This is a genomic window from Geobacter sp. FeAm09 (genome assembly GCF_008330225.1).
Lineage (GTDB): Bacteria > Desulfobacterota > Desulfuromonadia > Geobacterales > Pseudopelobacteraceae > Oryzomonas.
This window is the reverse complement of sequence record NZ_CP042466.1, coordinates 1,768,961-1,787,242: the sequence shown is the minus strand read 5'-3', so window position 1 is coordinate 1,787,242 and position 18,282 is coordinate 1,768,961. Positions and strand designations below refer to the sequence as shown.

The following is an 18,282-nucleotide window of genomic DNA, read 5'->3' as shown; positions in this document are numbered from 1 at the left end:
CCCTATTTTTCCCCGGCCAGGCTGATCCTGGCCCCATCCTTCAGTTTATCCAGCGGCTTGAGCGCGACCCGGTCGCCGGATTTCACCCCGCCCACCTCCACCAGATCGCCCAACGGCGCGCCGCGGGTAACGGGGGTGAAAACCACGCGCTCCCCCCTGACGAGATAGACGCCCTGGCGGCCGCCGAAGGTGACGATTGCCGACGGCTTGACGGCGATGCGCGGCAACTGGTCCGCTTTCTGGGCCTCCCGTTCCAGGAAGGCCACCTTGGCGCTCATCTCCGGCAGGATGCGGGGGTCGGCATCCACAAGGCGCACCTTGACCATGACCGACGCCTTGGTGCGGTCGGCAGTCGGCACGATGGTGTGCACGACGGCACGGAAGCGGGTATTGGGCAGGGCATCCAGGGTCACCTCGCACGGCTGCCCCGCCTTTACCACCGCCAGGTTCGACTCGGAGACGTCGGCCTCCACCTCCAGGGAGCCGAGATCCGCTATGGAGACTACGGCCGCCTTGGCATTGGCCGCTGCCCCCAGGGGGGTGATGATGTCTCCCACGTCGGCGTTCTTGGTCAGGACAACGGCGTCGAACGGAGCCCGGATCAGGCTGTAATCGTAATTCACGGTCGCCCCCCGCAGCGCGGCGGTGGCGGTGCGGATGCCGGCTTCGGCACCCGCCACGCCGGCAACGGCCTTCTTGTAGCGCGCGTAGGCCGCGTCGTATTCGGACTGGGCGACGATCCCCTGGCTGAGCAACTCCTTGTCCCGCAGGAACGCCTGTTTGGCATCGACCAGTTCCGCCTTGACCTGATCAAGTGCAGACCGGGCGCTCTGGACCTGGGCCTCGCTCTGCCGCACGGCCGCCTCCAGGTCCTTGTTCTCCAACCGGGCGATAACCTGGCCGCCCGTCACCCGGCTCCCCTCCTCCACCCCCAGCCATTCCAGCCGGCCGGTGGTCTTGGCGGCCACCGCCGCCTTGCGCTGGGCCACCACGTAGCCGCTTGCGTTCAACAGGGTAAAGGACTGGGTCGGAAACACCTGGGAGACGTTGGTCGTTTCAATGGAGACGGAGCGCCTCTGGGCGGCCAGCAGCACCATCCCGGCAGCGAGCACGACGGCAACCGCCACCAGAAGGCGCGTACGCCACCCCCTACCCCGCACGGGTGAAGGCTGGCGGGACTTGTCGATGGTGAGGCGATCCAGGGAACCTGCCGGCATGAATTCCTTCTCCGCTGACCAGAGGATTTTGTCCGCAAACAATGGGCAGCTATTTCATACCATTATTACGACATAATGTGAATACGTGTCTGCCAAAGTGGCGGGGATATTTCTGCGCGGGCCATATTTTTTCCCGGCATGTCTGTATTTCTTGAAAGTAATATGATATAGAAATGCTATTTTGTGTTTACGGAGACAGGGTATCTCCATACCAACCAATTCCATGCAAGGGGGCAGCAATGAGTGAAATCGTAGATGTCTATGCTCGGGAGATTCTGGATTCCCGCGGAAATCCGACACTTGAAGTGGAGGTGTTTCTCGAATCCGGGGCCTTTGGGCGGGCCGCCGTTCCCTCCGGTGCATCCACCGGCGAACGTGAAGCCCTGGAACTGCGCGACGGCGACACGTCCCGGTATCTGGGCAAAGGCGTACTCAAGGCGGTGGACAACGTCAACAACCAGATCGCCGATGAGATCATCGGCATGGAGTCCGACGACCAGGTCGGCATCGACATGAAGATGCTGGAGCTGGACGGCACCGAATACAAAAGCAACCTGGGCGCCAACGCCATCCTGGGCGTATCCCTGGCCGTGGCCAAGGCGGCCGCCGAGGAAGCGGGGCAGCCGCTGTACAAATACATCGGCGGCGCCGGCGCCCGCGAACTGCCGTTGCCGATGATGAACATCATCAACGGCGGCGCCCATGCCGACAACAACGTGGATATCCAGGAATTCATGATCATGCCGGCCGGTGCGAAGAACTTCGCCGAGGCCCTGCGCATGGGGGCCGAGGTCTTTCACGCCCTGAAATCCGTGCTCAAGGGCAAAGGCTACAACACCGCCGTGGGCGACGAGGGCGGTTTCGCCCCCAACCTGAAATCCAACGAAGAGGCCCTGGAAGTGATCATGGAAGCCATCGTCAAGGCCGGCTACAAGCCGGGCGAGGACGTGCTTCTGGCCCTGGACGTGGCCTCGTCCGAGCTGTACCGGGACGGGAAATACATCCTGGAAAACGAGGCGCAGAAGGAGAAGAGCGCCGACGACATGGTGAATTTCTATGAGAACCTGGTCAACAAATACCCGATCATCTCCATCGAGGACGGCATGGCCGAAAACGATTGGGATGGCTGGAAAAAGCTGACCGAGCGCCTGGGCAAGCGCATTCAGCTGGTGGGGGACGACCTGTTCGTCACCAACCCCAAGATCCTCAAGGAAGGCATCCAGAAGGGTATTGCCAACTCGATCCTCATCAAGCTCAACCAGATCGGCACCCTGACCGAGACCCTGGAGGCCATCGAGATGGCCAAACGGGCCGGCTACACCACGGTGATCTCCCACCGTTCGGGCGAAACCGAGGACACCACCCTGGCCGACCTGGCCGTGGCGGTCAATGCCGGCCAGATCAAGACCGGCTCCCTCTGCCGCACCGACCGCGTTGCCAAATACAACCAGTTGCTGCGCATCGAGGACGAACTGGAAAACGTGGCCCTGTTCAGGGGGCACGAGGTCTTCTACAACGTGAAGAAATAGTTCCCAACCGGGCGGCACATAAAACGAAAAAAGGCGGGCATCCCCGCCTTTTTTCGTTCCCGGCTCCCCCGTTCAGACCTCTATCCTGAATTCCGCGCCATCGGCGATGTTGCGTGCCGTCAGCCTGCCGTTCATATTCTTTTCAATGATGGCTTTCGACATGAACAGCCCCACCCCCGTCCCCTTGTCCGGTCCTTTGGTGGTAAAATACGGCTCGAAGATCTTGCCCATGGTATCCCCGGCGATGCCGCCGGCGTTGTCGGTTATGGTCACAATGGAGCGTCCGTCCTCCCTGTCTATGGCCACCATGACCTTGGCCCCGTCGGGGCGCTTGTCCAGCAGCGCATCCCGGGCATTCAGCAGGATATTCAGCAGGGCCTGGGAGTACTCGTTCGGATAGCCGGTAACCCGGGGGTTGGCGTTTGTCTGGATCTCAACCGCAATCTGCTGGTTCTTGAAACTTTCCTCCACCAGCGCCAGGGTTTTTACCACCACATCCCGGATCGCAAACTCGACCTTCTCCTTGTCCGGCTTGAAAAAATTCCTGAAGTCGTCGATGGTCTGGGACATGTGATTGACCAACCCCATCGCCTTGCCGACGGTTTCGTCCAGAAACTCCTGACTGAACTGCTCCATACCGTAAAACAGCCGTATCTGCTGAACCAAAAGCCCCAGCACGTTCAGCGGCTGACGCCACTGGTGGGCGATATTGTTGATCATCTCTCCCATGGCCGCCAGGCGGCTCTGCTGCAGGAGCATCTGTTCCTTTTTGCGCAGGGCCTCCAGGGCGTGCAGCCGTTCGCTGGTTTCCTTCCGCAGGGACGTAAGCGCCGCCGCCAGCTCCTCGGTGCGTTCCGCAACCCGATGCTCCAACTCGTCGTGGGCACGGAGCAGTTCCTCCTCCGCCCGCTTGCGCTTGGTTATTTCATGGGCATACATGCGCACCAGGTTGAAACGGGGGAGCAACTGGATCGTCTCCCCGAAGACCCTGTCCCTGATGACGATTTCCCGGTACAGGGTCGATTCGGTCGTCCTGTCCCACTCCTCCAGGATCTCCTTCACATCCCCCGGAAGAAAGCGCACGGCGTCTTCCCCGGTCAGCCCGACGGACTCCAGGAAACGCTGTGCGGCAGGATTGGCAAAGACAATGGTGCCCGCTGCATCCGCCTCCAGGACCGGATTGGGGTCCAATTGCGGAAACGAGGCGAGATGCCGGGCGTGCTCCTCCACCTTTTTCCTCTCGGTGATATCCCGGACGATCTGTGATGCCCCGATGATGCGGCCCACATCATCTTTAACGGGCGAGGCGGTCAGGGATACGTCGATTCTCCGGCCGTCCCTGGCCAAGCGTACGGTTTCCAGGTGATCGACCCGCTCGCCGGCCTTCAGCAGAGCCAGTATCTGCTCATCTTCGGCCGGCAGTTCGGGGGGAAAGAGGAGGGAGACCGGCTTCCCGATGATCTCTTCGGCCCGATAGCCGAACAGCCGTTCGGCGCCGCTGTTCCAGGTGCTGATACGGCCGTCCAGCCCCTTGGAGATAATGGCGTTATCCGACGATTCCACAATGGCCGCCAGACGGGCCCTCACCTCTTCGGCCTTTTTGTGCGCGCTGATGTCCACCAGGATGATGACGATACCGCTCACGACCCCATCGTGGCTGCGATAGGGGAGCACCCGCTTGAGGTAGCAGCGCCCTTCTTCCAGGGTCGTAACCTCGCGCTCGGCAATGGGGTGTCCCCCCAGCACCTCCCGGGCATCGCAGGAAAGGGACGACCAGTCGAGCTTTCCCGCCAGGTGCTGGAAGGGGCGGCCCATATCGGCCGGAATCAGGCTGAAGATGGCGGCCATGGCGGGAGAAAAACGCTTGATGACCAGTTGCCGGTCAAGAAAGATGGCGGCGATCTCCGAGCTGGCGAAGAGGTTTTCCATGTCGCTATTGGCCAGATTGAGCTCTTCCACCTTCTGCTGCAGTTCGGCGTTGACGGAGAGCAGTTCCTCGTTGAGCGCCTGCAATTCCTCTTTCGAGGTTTCCAACTCCTCGTTGGTCGCCTGCAGCTCTTCGTTCATGGACTGGTATTCTTCGTTGATGGTGATGAGCTCTTCGCTGGAGGACATGAACCCCTCGCTTGAGGTGGCGAGCTGTTCGACGGCGACCTGTAGCTGTTCGTGGGTGACGCACAATTGCTCCTCCAGGTGGCGTATCAAGGCATCCTTGGAGGATTCGTCGCCCGGGGCGATTTCGGCGCCGTGGGCCGTTGGGGCCATCGGGGGGGCGCATACCGGCTCGAAGGCCACCATGGCCTGGATTACGCCAAGCTGCGTCGTGGCGAGCGGTTCCACCAGCACGTTGACCGTTGCTTCCCCCTCGCCGTCACCGACCTTCACCCCCCGGAAAACAACCTGCCTCCGTTCGCCGAATGCCGTGTGGATCGCCGCCCGCAGCGACGGCCGCAGGGCCTCCCGCGCCATTTTCAGGATGTCGCGGGACGGTTCGCCCACCGGCACTTCGAGAAAACGGCTGGCGCGGGGGGAGACATGGACCACCTCGTACTTGTCGTTGATCAACACCCAGGGAGGGGCGTACCGCTCCGCGAGGAGCTTCTCGGCACGCTCCGCGGGGGCGTCATCCCGTGCCTCGGCAGTCCGTGGAGACCGGACCGCCCCGGCGGCCTTGGGGACGGAAACGGAAAAGGGGAAGACCGTTTCGCCGGACCGGCTGCTCTCCCGGCGCCGGAAGATCTTCCACTTCTTATGGATCGGGAGGAACAAATCGGCATGCTGGCCTATCGATTCCGCGGCCCCGAGGAACAGGAAACCATCCGGTTTCAGCACCTGGTGAAAGAGGGGGATGAGCCGTTTCTGCATGGCAGGGGTGAGGTAGATCAGGCCGTTGCGGCAGACGAGCAGGTCGAGGCGGGAAAAAGGGGGGTCCTTGATCAGGCTGTGATGGGCGAAGACGACCATCTCCCGCAGTTGCCCGGTCACCTGGTAGCCGCCGTCCGTTTTGGTGAACCAGGCAGCGAGCCGCTCCGCCCCCACGGTCGCCTCGATGGCGTCGGGATAGTGCCCGGCCCGGGCCTGGGCGAGCGCCTCTTCGTCCAGGTCGCTGGCAAAGATCAGCACCTCGGCGGTACGGTTCCGGCTCTCCAGATACTCCCTGACCAGGATGGCCATGGAGTAGGCCTCTTCGCCCGTGGAGCAGCAGGGGTGCCAGATGCGTACCGGGTCGTCGGCAGTGCGCCCCGCGAAGAGACGCGGCACGACCTCGCGGCCGAGGACGGCAAACGCTTCCGGGTCGCGGAAAAATCCGGTGACCCCGATGAGGAACTCCCGGCAGAGATCATGGGCTTCCCGGGGGTTTCCGTTCAGGAAGGCAAGGTAGTCGGCAGCCCCGCGCACATTGTTCATCGCCATGCGCCGCTCGATGCGCCGTTGGATGGTATTGGCCTTGTAGGAGCTGAAATCGTGGCCGGTCCTGGCCTGTACCAGCTCCAGAATTGCGGGCAATTGCCCGTCAAGTTCGGCAGGGAGCTCCGCGTGGGGTGTGTCGGTCGCTGACTTTCTTCTCATAACAGACCTCTATCCTGAATTCGGCCCCGTCAGAGCGGATGCGGCTACTTAGAGCGTCACCATGGAAAGCAGGGGGATGGCAGGCTGTTTTTCCCATTGTCCTGAACCTAATAAAAACTTCGCCATGTTACAAGAAGAAAAACGGCCCGGACCCCCTGTTTTTTCTCCGGCGGACACAATATCCGGGGATGAATTGACTGGCTGCTTGACAAACGGCATGGACAGGGCAAAATGGCTCTGACGTTTACGACCGAACCGGAGGTTACCATGGACGAGCCCGCACTCTGGAAGCGCTATGCCACCCATCTCTGCCTGTGTCCGAAGCTGGGGCTGTCGCTTGACATCAGCCGCATGGGATTCCCCGACACGTTCCTTAAGCACATGGAGCCGCCCATGCAACGGGCCTTTGCCGCCATGAACGCCGTGGAGGCCGGCGCACTGGCCAATCCCGACGAACAGCGCATGGTGGGGCACTACTGGCTGCGAAACGCCCCCCTCGCCCCGACCGAGGCGATCCGCGACCAGATTGCGGCGGCCCTCGGCCTGGTCAAAACCTTCAGCCAACAGATTCACTCAGGCGGCATAACATCCCAAAACAATGGACAATTCACGCGCCTGCTCATCATCGGCATCGGCGGTTCGGCCCTGGGGCCGCAGTTCGTGGCCGACGCCCTCGGTACGCCCAAAGACCGGATGAAGCCTACGTTCCTCGACAACACCGATCCCGACGGCATGGATCGGGTGTTCGCCGAACTGGGGGACGACCTGGGGCGCACCCTGACCGTCGTCATCTCCAAGAGCGGTTCCACGAAGGAGACCCGCAACGGCATGCTGGAGGCCCAGTCCGCCTACCGGCGCGCAGGGCTGGAATTCGCCCGCCATGCCGTGGCCGTGACCGGCGCCGGAAGCGAACTGGACCGGCTCGCCGCCGCGGAAGGCTGGCTCGCCCGCTTCCCCATGTGGGACTGGGTCGGCGGCCGCACCTCCGTGACCTCGGCGGTCGGCCTGCTCCCGGCAGCCTTGCAGGGACTCGACATCACGGCCTTGCTGGCCGGCGCCGCGGCCTGCGACACCGTCACCCGCCAGCCGGAGACCCGGCAAAATCCCGCCGCGCTCATGGCCCTGATGTGGCACCACGCCACGGGCGGCCGCGGGGAAAAGGACATGGTCATGCTCCCCTACAAGGACCGGCTCTTGCTCTTTTCCCGCTACCTGCAGCAGTTGATCATGGAGTCCATCGGCAAGGAGAAGGACCTGGAAGGCAGCATCGTCAACCAGGGACTGACGGTGTACGGCAACAAGGGGTCCACCGACCAGCACGCCTATGTGCAGCAATTGCGCGAAGGGGTGAACAACTTCTTCGTGACCTTCGTGGAGGTGCTGCGCGATCGGGAAGAGACCTCCATGCCGGTGGAGGAGGGGATTACCAGCGGTGATTTCCTCTTCGGCTTCTTCCAGGGGACCCGCCAGGCACTGTACGAGAAGGGGCGCGAATCCATGACCATTACCGTGGAACGGCTCGACGCATTTACGCTGGGCGTCCTGATCGCCCTGTTCGAACGCGCCGTCGGCCTGTACGCCAGCCTGGTCAACATCAACGCCTACCACCAGCCGGGGGTCGAAGCGGGGAAAAAGGCGGCCGGTGCGGTCCTGGCCCTGCAGAAGGAGATCATGGCGCTGCTGGGGAGGGGCCAAAGCGCCATGACCGCCGGAGAGGTCGCCGCGAACCTCGGCAAACCGGAGGCGGTGGAGCAGGTCTTCGCCATCCTGCGGCATCTGGCGGCCAATCCCGGCCGGGGTGTTGCGGCGGTGTGCGAGGGTGATGTCGGTGAGTGGCGATTTCAGGCACGGCAATAAACTTCTGCCACAGAGACTCTGTGGCAGATTCTTGTTTTCAAATCTAGCTACCCCGTGGCTTCGCCCGCCGCGTCGGCTGGGCGCTCCAGGGGTCGTCCGGCCAGGGGTGTTTTGGATACCGCCCCTTCAACTCCTTTTTCACCTCATGGTAGGCGCCGTTCCAGAACCCCTTCAGATCCCGCGTAACCTGGATCGGCCTCCCGGCCGGTGACAGGAGGTGCAGCAGCACCCCCACCCTCCCCCGGGCGATGGCCGGGGTATCCGCCAATCCGAACAATTCCTGCAGCTTCACCGCCAATACGGGCCACTCGCCGGACCCGTAATCGAGTCTGATGCGGGAGCCGCTGGGTACCTCCAGATGCGTGGGGGCCAATTCATCCAAAAGCCGCTGGCGGCGGTAGTCCAACAGCCCGAGCACCAGCGGGGCAAGGTCCAGCGCCCGCAGTTGTTGAGCGGTGCGCACCCCGGCCAGATGGGGCCCCAGCCACTCCTCCAGCGTTTCCAGCAGGTTTTCGTCCGACAGGTCCGGCCAGCCATCCTCCGGCAGGGCCCGGCGCAGGAGCGCCACCCTCCCCTGCATCCGGCGCACCCCGTCGTTCATGTCCAGCAGCTCCAGGTGGGAGGCCCGCACCGCCTCCAGGATCACGGGGCATGCCTCCTCACGGGCGGGTGTGTAGGGTGCGGACGAGAGCCTGAGCGCCCCGAAGCACTCCTCCCGGGCCGCCACAATCCTTTTTTCCCGCTCGCTCCAGGTTATTGCGTTCTGCCGGACGATCAGACCGGCGCACTCCCGGTGCAGCAGTTCCTCACCCACCTCCGAGGCCAGGTGGATGGTTCCCTCGCCCTGGCCGCCGCCGTCCACATCTACCGCCACGATGTAGTCGGCCTTTCGGGTCACGCTGCGGGGCGAGAGCCGGGCACCCCGGCCGCTCGCCAGCAGATAGCGCCCCTCTCCGTCCCCGCGGCTCCGGGCCACCCGGTCGGGATAGGCGGCCAAGAGCAGCCTGGCCGTCGCCTCATCCGTATCGACCGGCCTGTCTTTGGCGGCGGGCGGCAGCAGATGCGCCAGTTGGCGGCTCACCCGCTCCACCGCTTTCAGGGCCGCCGTATCCGCCCATTGCCCGCCGGAACCGCCATTGCGCCAGGCGTGCAGGCATTCCAGGCGCTCGCCGATGTCCGACAGCCCCACACGGGGTGCGCGTCCCACCCCGGCCGCACGGAAGATGTCCCGTTCGGAGACCAGCGCCGCCAGGTCGCAACCGAGCCGGGAACAGCCCAGTTCCTGGGCCCGCAGCAGCAGCCGGCTCAGGCGCGGATGGAGCGGCAGCCGCATCATGGACCGCCCCGGGGCGGTGATGCGCCCCTGGGCGTCCAATGCTCCCACATCGGCCAGCAAGCGCCGCCCCACGGCCAGGGCCGCCGCGGGAGGCGGGTCGAGCCAGGCCAGGCCCTGCGGGTCCGCAACGCCCCAGGCGGCCAGTTCCAACACCAGGGGCGACAGGTCGGTGTCCAGGATCTCCGGCGGGGTGTGGGGCGTCATGGCGCTCAGGGTGTGGCGGCTGAACAGACGGTAACAGGTCCCCGGCCCGAGCCGGCCTGCCCTCCCCTTGCGCTGCTCGGCGGAAGAGGCGGATTCGCGCACCGTGACCAGCCGGTTCATGCCGCTGGCCGGGTCGAAGCGCAGCCGCCGCGACAGGCCGCTGTCGATCACCGTCCGCACCCCCTCGATGGTGAGGCTGGTTTCGGCGATGCTGGTGGCCAGCACCACCCTGCGCTGCCTGCCGGGCTGGATGGCCCGCTGCTGCTCGTCGAAGGGGAGATCGCCGTAAAGCTGGTGAACCGAGACCCCCTTCTCCCCCAAGCCGCATCCCGCCAGCAGGGAGGCGCAGGTGCGAATCTCGCCGCTGCCGGGGAGGAACGCCAGGAGGTCCCCCTCCGTCTCGCGCAGGGCCCGCTGGATCGCGGCAACCATACGGTCGGGAAGCCGTCCCGACGAACGTTCCTCCAGGTAGACCTCCTCCACGGGAAAGGAGCGCCCGGCAGAGCTCAGCACCGGGGCATCCCCCATGAGACGCGCCAGGGGCTCCACATCCAGGGTGGCCGACATGACCAGGATCTTCAGGTCCGGCCGTACCTGGCGCTGTACCTCCAGGCAGAGCGCCAGCCCCAGGTCGGCCTGGATGCTTCGTTCGTGAAACTCGTCGAAGATCACCATCCCCACCCCCTCCAGCAGGGGATCGTTCTGGATGCGGCGGGTCAGGATGCCCTCGGTGACCACCTCGACCCGGGTGGCGGGTGATACCCGGGTCTCGAAGCGGATCGAGTAGCCCACCGTCTGCCCGACCTCCTCCCCCAGGGTGCGGGCCATCCAGCGGGCCGCCGATGCCGCGGCGATGCGGCGCGGCTCCAGCATGACGATGCGGCCCGCCTCGGGGGGAATGACGTCCAGCAGGGCCAGGGGAACGCGGCTGGTCTTGCCCGCGCCGGGCGGGGCGTGCAGCACGGCGCAGGGGGCGGTGCGGGCGGTCTGGAGGAGGTTCGGAAGGATTGCGTCAATGGGAAGCGGGGTCGTCGTCACAGCCTGATCAGGTCCTCATGCTCCTCGTCGTGCGGATTGATGTGGATCATGACGTCGCCCACATTGGAAAACCCCTGGAAGATCAGTTCCTTCACCCGGGTGGCCACATCGTGGGATTCCTTGACCGTCATGGCCGGGTCCATATCCAGCTTGAGGTCGATGATCATGTACTGGCCGGAACGGCGGGCGCGGATGCCGTGGACATGCTCCACCCGCGGCACGCTCTCCGCCAGGCGGGTAACCTCGCCGACGAAATCCGGCGGGGCGGCGCCGTCCATCAGGTCGTGGGCCGATTCCCGAAAGGCCTGGAAACCGATGTGCAGGATAAAGATCGAGGTGAGTCCCGCCGCCAGGGGGTCCATGATGCCCCAGCCGAAATAGGCCCCCCCCACGCCGGCCAGGGTCGAGATCGAGGTGATGGCGTCCTTGCGGTGATCCTTGGCGACCGCCAGAAGCGCCGGGCTCTCCAGGCGCGTTCCGGTCCTTTGCGAGAAGCGGTAGAGCCACTCCTTGATGACGATGGTGACGAAAGCCGCCGCAACGGCGATGAGGCCGGGTGATTTGAAGTCGCGGTCGATGACCGCATGGACCGATCCGACCATGATCCAGGCGCCGGTCGCCACGATGACCAGGGAGACCAGAAGGGCCGCCAGGCTTTCGGCCCGGCCGTGGCCGTAGGGGTGCTGTTCGTCGAACGGCTTGCGGCCCAGCTTGAGCGCCACCATGGTGGAGAACAGGGCGACGAAATCGCAGGCGCTCTCGATGCCGTCGGCAAACACGGCGTCGGAACGCCCCCAGTAGCCGGCGGCCAGCTTGAAGACCATCAGCAGTGCATTGACCCAGAAGCCGATGCGGATGACTCTCTCCGCCTGATCAAAACGTTCGTTGCGCTGCATGCATCACTCCGCGGGACGCAGGTCCTTCACCCGCAACTGCAGGGTGGAGTTGCCGTTCCATTCGTTCATCTCCGGAAAAAACGCTATATCAACCATATCAGGGAGTTCCCGCGGCGCAAGACGGAAGGCGATGGCGCTGAAGTGGCGCCCTTTCCCGGCCAACCGCAGCCGCAGATGGCCGTCCCCCACCACGCGGTGTTCCATGACCCTCAGCCCGCGCATGAGCAGCACCGGCTCGGGGTTGCCGGCGCCGAACGGTTCGAGCCGTTTCAGTTCCCGGGCCAGTTCCGGCGTAATATCGACCGGTTGCGCCTCGGCATCCACCTCCAGATGCGCCACGAGATCGTCGGCAGTCAGGAGCCGGGCCGCTTCGGCCTCGAAAGCGGCGGCGAACGCGCCGAACGCGTCCGCCCGCAGGCCCACGCCGGCGGCGTACCGGTGGCCGCCGAAACGTTCCAGGCTGCCGGAGCAGGCCCTGACGGCATCCAGCAGGTGAAAACCGGGGATGCTGCGGCCCGACCCCTTAGCGCTGCCGTCTTCGTCAAGGCTGATCAGGATCGTCGGCCGGTGGTACCGCTCCACCAGGCGCGAGGCGACAATCCCCACCACCCCCTGGTGCCAGTTCGGGGAGGCCAGGACGATGCTCCGGCAATCGGGGTACGCGCCGGCCTTCTCCACCATCTCGATCGCCTCATCCAGGATGCGCCGTTCTGTGGCCTGGCGCTCGGCGTTGGCGGCATCCAGGTCCTCGGCTATACCCTGACATTCCGCCGGATCGCCGCTCAACAGGAGATCGACGCCCGGGACGGCGCTTTCCATGCGGCCGGCGGCATTCAGGCGGGGAGCGAGACGGAAGCCGACCTGGCCGCAGCTCACCCCACCCGTCACCCCGGCGACCTGTTTGAGGGCTTGTACGCCCGGTTTTGTCGCCGCGGAGAGCTGCCGCAGGCCATGAAAGGCGAATATGCGGTTCTGCCCGGTAAGGGGGACCACATCGGCGATGGTGCCCAGGGCCACCAGGTCGAGCCATTCCCGCAGGTCAGGCTCCCTACCCCCCGTGAAAGCCCCCTCGTCACGCAGGGCCGTGCGCAGGGCTACCAGCAGGTTGAAGGCCACCCCGACCCCGGCCAGGGACTTGAAGGGATAGGGGCAGCCGGGCTGCATCGGGTTTACCACGGCGACGGCAGCCGGGAGCGTCTCCCCGGGCAGGTGGTGATCGACGACGATGAGTTCGATCCCCTGCTCGCGGCAGAACAACGCCTCTTCAACCGCCGTTATGCCGCAGTCCACCGACACGATCAGATTGGCGCCCAGGTCAATGATCCCCTGAATGGCCTCCCGGTTCAACCCGTAGCCGTCATCGAAACGGTTCGGGATGAAATAGCGGCAGGAAAAACCGGTCTGCCGCAGAAAGGACACCAGGAGTGCGGTGCCGCTGATGCCGTCCACGTCGTAATCGCCGTAGATGCAGATGGTCTCCCGGTTACGGCGCGCAGCCAGCAGGCGTTCGACCGCCCCCGCCACCCCACGCAAAAGCTGGGGATCGAGCATATCCGACAGGGACGGGGCCAGGAACGGAGCGGCCTCGTTAGCGGTTTCAATCCCCCGGGCAACAAGAACGGTTGCCATAAGCCGGTGCAAGGCAAGGTCCTGGGCCAGGCGTTCGGCTGTCCGTTCATCAACTCGTTTCAAGTTCCATTTCTTATGCACAACAATGCTTCCTCTGATCGTAACTTCACAACGTCAAAGACTGGCTCTCACAAAGCTCACAAAGGCACAAAGAAAATCAGAAAGAATTATGGTTCACCCTTGAAAGGCTTTGTTTTCTGATATTCTCCGTGCCTTTGTGAGCTTGAGCAAACGTAGCGAGCGGGTGAGAGAACTGGTTCTTGAAGCCACCTCGATGCAGGTAAAAAAAATCCCCCGTCAGGCGGGGGACTTTTTGTCTATTTCATGGCCGGCGGTGTTCCCTTGCTGTACTGCTCGATCATGCCCTTGATTTGAATGCCGGTGGCGCTGGTCGGGTCCACTTCGATGTATCTCTTCCAGTACGGCAGCCCCTTTTCCGGCTGTTTCATATCGACGGCATAGACGATGCCCATGTTGTACAGGCTCTGGAGATGCTTGGGGTCGAGCGCCAGGGCCTTTTCAAAGTTGGCGAGCGCCTTGTCGTACCACCCCACCCTGCGGTACATGACCCCCTGGTCGGTCAGGACGCTGGTGTTGTTCGGGTCCAGTTCCAGGGCCTTGGAATAGGCGCCGATGGCTTTCTGGGCCTGATCGGTGTCGAAGTAGTCGTTGCCGAGGGAGATCCAGACCGTGACGTTTTTCGGGTCCTGGGCAACGATCTTCTCCGCTTCGGCAATACGGCGGGCATAGTCGGTCGGACTGCCGGAACCGGCCGGGATCGCCGGCATGGCCTGCTGCTGTTTATGGCTGGAGCTGATACTGAACACGAGATAACCGCCCAAGAGACCGGCTATCAACGCTACAACAGCTATGATTATATTTTCGTTTTTCAATGGCTGTTTCTCCTTCAGAATTTCAGTCCGTGATTCATTCGGTCAAGCTTTCTCGCCCTGTCTTGCCAGGGCGCGGTTTTCAAGCAGAACCACAATGGGGCTGGCAACGAAGATCGATGAATAGGTGCCGACCAGCACGCCGATCAGGAGGGCAAGCGAAAAGTCGTGGATCACTTCGCCGCCGAACAGAAACAGCGATGCCGCGGCAAGGAACACGGTCAGAGAGGTAACGATGGTCCGGGAAAGCACCTCGTTGATGCTGTTGTTGAAGATGGTCTGCATCGCCCCCTTGAGGTTCTTGTGCAGGTTTTCGCGGATACGGTCGAACACGACCACCGTGTCGGTCAGGGAATAGCCGGCAATGGTCAGCACCGCGGTGATGAACAGCAGGTTGATTTCCTTGTTGAACAGGTAAAAGACCGCGAACATGGCCAGGCAGTCGTGGATGGTCGCCACGGTGGCGCCGATGCCGAACTTGAAGTCAAAACGCCAGGCGATGTAGAGGATGATGCCCAGAAGCGAAATGGCCACCGCCACCAGGGTATCCTTGCGCAGTTTGTCGCCGATGGAGGGACCGATCTCGGTGGTGCTCTCCACGACAAAGGGGTTGTCGGCAAACTCGCTGGTGAAGGAGGCCTTGACCGCGTCGGCCGACTTGCCGACCGCGGCCCCCGCGTTCTTGTCGATCTTGATCAGCAGTTTGTTGCCTTCCTTGATCTCCTGCAGATCGACCCGGGCGATGCCGTGCTTGTGCAGCGCCGTGCGCGCATCCGCCATGGCCATCGGCTTGGCGAACTTGAGTTGCATGGAGGTGCCGCCGGAGAAGTCGATCCCCATGTTGGCCGCCCCGCGGGCGATCTGAATAATGCCAACGATGCCCAGAATGGCGATGATCGACGATATGACGAACGAAATATTGCGTTTTCCGATAAAGTCTATGGTGGTCTTGCCCAGAAGTTCCATGTGCTCCCCCTATATGCTCAATTTCTTGGCCGTGCCCTTGTGCAGGAACAGGTCGAAGGTCACCTTGGTGCCGATCAGCGAGGTAAACAGGTTGATGATGACACCCAGGCTGAGGGAAACGGCAAACCCTTTGACCGGACCGGTACCGAACTGGAACAGCACCGCCGCCGTGATCAGGGTGGTGATGTGGGAGTCCATGATGGTCAGGAAGGCCTTGTCATAGCCGGCATCCAGGGCCGCCTTGGGACTCTTGCCCAATTTGAGCTCTTCACGGATGCGCTCGAATATCAGAACGTTGGAGTCAACCGACATACCGATCAGAAGGACGATGGCGGCGATGCCCGGCAGGGTCAGGGTTGCCCCCATGGCCGCCAGCGCTCCCATCAGGTAGATCACGTTCAGCACCATGCCCATGTTGGCCACCATGCCGGACAACTTGTAGTAGATCGCCATGAAGACGACGACCAGGACAACCCCGATGAGGCCGGCCATCAGCCCTTTGTTGATGGAATCCTGCCCCAGGGAGGGGCCGACGGTCACGTTCTGGATGATCTTGACCGGCGCGGGGAGCGCCCCGGCGCGGAGCACGATGGCCAGGTCGGAGGCGGTCTTTTCCGTGAAGTTGCCCGATATCTGGGCGCTACCGCCGGAGATGCGCTCCCGGATGACCGGGGCGGAATAGATGTTGTTGTCCAGCACGATGGCAAAGCGCTTGCCCACATTGGCGGCGGTCACCTGGTCAAACAGCTTGGCCCCCAGGGAGTTGAACTCGATGGCGACGTAGGGCTGGTTGAACTGGGAATCGATGCGCACCTGGGCATCGGTCAGCAGGTCGCCGGTGATGAGCGATTTTTTCTGCAGCACGTACGGCACTTCGCTGACGGCGCCGGTGGCCGCATCCGCGGTTTTTTCCTTCATGACTTCCGCATCGTCGGGAATCGTGACGGCGGAGGGAGAAACGTCCTCGCGAACCATCTTGAACTCAAGCCGCGCCGTACGCCCGATCAGCTCGATGGCGCGCTGGGGGTCCTTGATGCCGGGGAGCTGCACGACGATATGGTTGATGCCCTCGCGCTGGATGATCGGCTCGGAGACGCCGAACTGGTCTATCCTGTTCCTGATGGTCTCCAGGGCCTGCTGAACCGCCTTGTCCTTGCGATCCTGGGCGTCTTTTTCGTTCACCCGCAGGCTCAGGGCGACAAAGCCGCCTTCGTCGTGGGGAGGGCTCAGCTCATAGGTGGGGTACTTGTCCTTGAGAAGCTTCTGCACCGCATCGGCCGTACCCTTTTCATACAGAACCACCGTTACCTTGTCGGAGCCGGTCCGGCTGATTCGTTTGAAATGGAGGTTCTTGCCGGTCAGCGTGTCCTCCAGGTCGGTGGCCACGATGTCCAGAGTCCCCTCGACCGCCTTCTGGGTATCCACTTCGAGCACCAGATGCGTACCGCCTTGCAGGTCAAGGCCCAGATGGATCTTGTCCTTGGGAAGCACGCTCCACCAGGAGGGCAGCTTGGACACCAGGGTCGGGGTCAGGTAGAGAAACGACAGCAGGACGAAAATGCCTATAAGGCCAATACGCCAGCCAATTCCTTTCGGCATGAGGCTCATTCTCCCTTCAATGTAATTGCATTATAAACTACCGTGTTTGTACTGCATGCCCTGTTACGGCTGTCTGCTTCTAGTCCTTCTTGATGGTCGCGACGTAACTCTTGGTGATCTTGATGTTGACGCCGGGCGCAACTTCCAGGGTCACGATGGTGTCGTCAACGGAGGAAACCTTGCCGTGCACCCCGCCGGCAGTGATGACGAGATCGCCTTTTTTGAGGGAATCCAGCAGGGTTCTGTGTTCCTTCGCCTTCTTCTGTTGCGGGCGGATCAGCAGGAAGTAGAAAATACCGAACATCAAAATCAAGGGAATTGCCTGCTGAAAAGCGGCCATTCCACCACCTGCCTGCCCCGCTGCTCCTCCCGGGGGACCTGCCATCGCAAACGCTAATCCTACCATCTAACTCTCCTCCTTTTTTTGAACGTGACTATTCGTTTGGCTACCGTAAAAGTCCCGACGGAACTCAGTGAAACGGTTCTCCCGAATCGCCTCGCGCATCCGGCGCATCAGGTCAAGATAATAATACAGATTGTGGTAGGTATTCAACTGGGAAGCCAAAATTTCCCCGGCCCGGTAGAGGTGCCGCAGATAGGCACGGGAATAGGTACGGCACACATGGCAGCCGCATGCCGGGTCAAGGGGTCCCCCGTCCTCCTCGTACGCCTTGGCCTTGATATTGATCCGCCCCTGGCTGGTGAAGAGCATGCCGTTTCTGGCATTGCGGGTCGGCATGACGCAATCGAACATATCGAAGCCGTGCCAGACCGCCTCCACCAAATCCTCCGGCGCGCCGATCCCCATGATGTACCGGGGCGCGGCCTTTGGCATGAGCGGGGCGCAACACTCCATCACCCCATACATCTGCTCCTTTTCCTCTCCTACCGAAAGCCCGCCCAGGGCGTAGCCGTCGAAACCGATGGCGCAGATTTCTTCCAGGCTGCGGGCGCGCAGGTCGTGATGCATCCCCCCCTGGATAATGCCGAACAACTGCTGCCCTTCCCGCTGGTGGGCCTCCTTGCAGCGTTTCGCCCAGCGGGTCGTCATCTCCAGGGAACGGCTGACATAGTCGTAATCGGCCGTGGCCGCGGGGCACTCGTCGAAGCACATGATGATGTCCGCCCCCAGTGCCTCCTGGATCTTGATGGAAAGCTCCGGGGTCAGCACATGATAGGAGCCGTCCAGGTGCGACTGGAATTTGACCCCCTCCTCGCTGATCTTGCGCAGTTCGCCCAGGCTGAAGACCTGGAAGCCGCCGCTGTCGGTGAGGATCGGCCCCGACCAGTTCATGAACCGGTGCAGACCGCCCAGCGTTTCCACCAGCCGGTGGCCGGGGCGCAGGTACAGGTGGTAGGTGTTGGAGAGGATGATCTGGGCGTGGACCGCCCACAGATCCTCGGGGGTCATGGCCTTGACGGTGGCGTTGGTGCCCACCGGCATGAAGATCGGGGTCGCAATCTCGCCATGGGGTGTTTTCAAAGAACCGAGGCGCGCCCCACACGAGGCGTCGCGGTGAATAACGGAAAAAGTGCCGGACACACGCCCTC

General features: G+C 62.9%; 13 protein-coding genes. 2 read left to right on the top strand and 11 right to left on the bottom strand.

All coding sequences use genetic code 11. The features are described from left to right. Window positions 1-2: 2 nt before the first annotated feature. Window positions 3-1,217, bottom strand: coding sequence for an efflux RND transporter periplasmic adaptor subunit (locus tag FO488_RS08435; protein WP_149210154.1), 1,215 nt, complete (start codon window positions 1,215-1,217; stop codon window positions 3-5). A 239-nt stretch (window positions 1,218-1,456) separates the two neighbouring features. Here FO488_RS08435 and eno point away from each other — a divergent pair, with 239 nt between their 5' ends. Continuing rightward, window positions 1,457-2,746, top strand: a complete 1,290-nt coding sequence (gene eno, locus FO488_RS08430; RefSeq protein WP_149210153.1) for a phosphopyruvate hydratase — start codon at window positions 1,457-1,459, stop codon at window positions 2,744-2,746. Between the two features lie 72 nt (window positions 2,747-2,818). On the opposite strand, the gene FO488_RS08425 is transcribed toward eno, so the two are convergent. Together FO488_RS08425 and FO488_RS19675 are read right to left on the bottom strand one after the other, a co-directional pair. Further along, a complete protein-coding gene (locus FO488_RS08425; RefSeq protein WP_149210152.1) occupies window positions 2,819-6,316 on the bottom strand; it encodes a CheR family methyltransferase in 3,498 nt (1,165 codons plus the stop codon). A gap of 48 nt (window positions 6,317-6,364) precedes the next feature. Next, window positions 6,365-6,535 (bottom strand): hypothetical protein, encoded by a 171-nt coding sequence (locus FO488_RS19675; RefSeq protein ID WP_205743387.1) that lies wholly within the window; start codon window positions 6,533-6,535, stop codon window positions 6,365-6,367. 48 nt (window positions 6,536-6,583) lie between these two features. On the opposite strand from FO488_RS19675, the gene FO488_RS08420 reads away from it, so the two are divergent. Beyond that, window positions 6,584-8,173 carry a glucose-6-phosphate isomerase gene (locus FO488_RS08420; protein ID WP_149212119.1) on the top strand — a complete coding sequence of 530 codons (1,590 nt, stop codon included), beginning with the start codon at window positions 6,584-6,586 and terminating at the stop codon, window positions 8,171-8,173. 43 nt (window positions 8,174-8,216) lie between these two features. Here the strand turns inward: FO488_RS08420 and hrpB are convergent, their stop codons facing one another. The 8 genes from hrpB to tgt all read right to left on the bottom strand — a co-directional run bounded on the left by hrpB (window position 8,217) and on the right by tgt (window position 18,274). Beyond that, window positions 8,217-10,751, bottom strand: a complete 2,535-nt coding sequence (gene hrpB, locus FO488_RS08415) for an ATP-dependent helicase HrpB (protein ID WP_149210151.1) — start codon at window positions 10,749-10,751, stop codon at window positions 8,217-8,219. Continuing rightward, window positions 10,748-11,647, bottom strand: coding sequence for a cation diffusion facilitator family transporter (locus FO488_RS08410; protein WP_149210150.1), 900 nt, complete (start codon window positions 11,645-11,647; stop codon window positions 10,748-10,750). The genes hrpB and FO488_RS08410 overlap by 4 nt, the downstream gene beginning before the upstream one ends. 3 nt (window positions 11,648-11,650) lie before the next feature. Beyond that, window positions 11,651-13,339 carry a single-stranded-DNA-specific exonuclease RecJ gene (recJ, locus tag FO488_RS08405; RefSeq protein WP_240732223.1) on the bottom strand — a complete coding sequence of 563 codons (1,689 nt, stop codon included), beginning with the start codon at window positions 13,337-13,339 and terminating at the stop codon, window positions 11,651-11,653. A gap of 254 nt (window positions 13,340-13,593) precedes the next feature. Beyond that, window positions 13,594-14,169 carry a tetratricopeptide repeat protein gene (locus FO488_RS08400; protein ID WP_149210149.1) on the bottom strand — a complete coding sequence of 192 codons (576 nt, stop codon included), beginning with the start codon at window positions 14,167-14,169 and terminating at the stop codon, window positions 13,594-13,596. Between the two features lie 42 nt (window positions 14,170-14,211). Continuing rightward, complete coding sequence (secF, locus tag FO488_RS08395; RefSeq protein WP_149210148.1) at window positions 14,212-15,132, bottom strand: protein translocase subunit SecF; 921 nt, start codon at window positions 15,130-15,132, stop codon at window positions 14,212-14,214. A gap of 9 nt (window positions 15,133-15,141) precedes the next feature. Then, on the bottom strand, window positions 15,142-16,731 hold the full coding sequence (secD, locus tag FO488_RS08390; protein WP_149210147.1) for a protein translocase subunit SecD: 1,590 nt from the start codon (window positions 16,729-16,731) through the stop codon (window positions 15,142-15,144). Window positions 16,732-16,810: 79 nt separating this feature from the next. Further along, window positions 16,811-17,137, bottom strand: coding sequence for a preprotein translocase subunit YajC (yajC, locus tag FO488_RS08385; RefSeq protein WP_149210146.1), 327 nt, complete (start codon window positions 17,135-17,137; stop codon window positions 16,811-16,813). Further along, window positions 17,138-18,274 carry a tRNA guanosine(34) transglycosylase Tgt gene (tgt, locus tag FO488_RS08380; RefSeq protein ID WP_149210145.1) on the bottom strand — a complete coding sequence of 379 codons (1,137 nt, stop codon included), beginning with the start codon at window positions 18,272-18,274 and terminating at the stop codon, window positions 17,138-17,140. Between the last annotated feature and the right edge of the window lie 8 nt (window positions 18,275-18,282).

Coding starts and splice junctions, on each gene's coding strand:
- eno (WP_149210153.1), top strand. CDS start 1,457: ATGAGTGAAATCGTAGATGTCTATGCTCGGGAGATTCTGGATTCCCGC.
- FO488_RS08435 (WP_149210154.1), bottom strand. CDS start 1,217: ATGCCGGCAGGTTCCCTGGATCGCCTCACCATCGACAAGTCCCGCCAG.
- FO488_RS08420 (WP_149212119.1), top strand. CDS start 6,584: ATGGACGAGCCCGCACTCTGGAAGCGCTATGCCACCCATCTCTGCCTG.
- secD (WP_149210147.1), bottom strand. CDS start 16,731: ATGCCGAAAGGAATTGGCTGGCGTATTGGCCTTATAGGCATTTTCGTC.
- secF (WP_149210148.1), bottom strand. CDS start 15,132: ATGGAACTTCTGGGCAAGACCACCATAGACTTTATCGGAAAACGCAAT.
- FO488_RS19675 (WP_205743387.1), bottom strand. CDS start 6,535: ATGCCGTTTGTCAAGCAGCCAGTCAATTCATCCCCGGATATTGTGTCC.
- yajC (WP_149210146.1), bottom strand. CDS start 17,137: ATGGTAGGATTAGCGTTTGCGATGGCAGGTCCCCCGGGAGGAGCAGCG.
- FO488_RS08425 (WP_149210152.1), bottom strand. CDS start 6,316: ATGAGAAGAAAGTCAGCGACCGACACACCCCACGCGGAGCTCCCTGCC.
- FO488_RS08410 (WP_149210150.1), bottom strand. CDS start 11,647: ATGCAGCGCAACGAACGTTTTGATCAGGCGGAGAGAGTCATCCGCATC.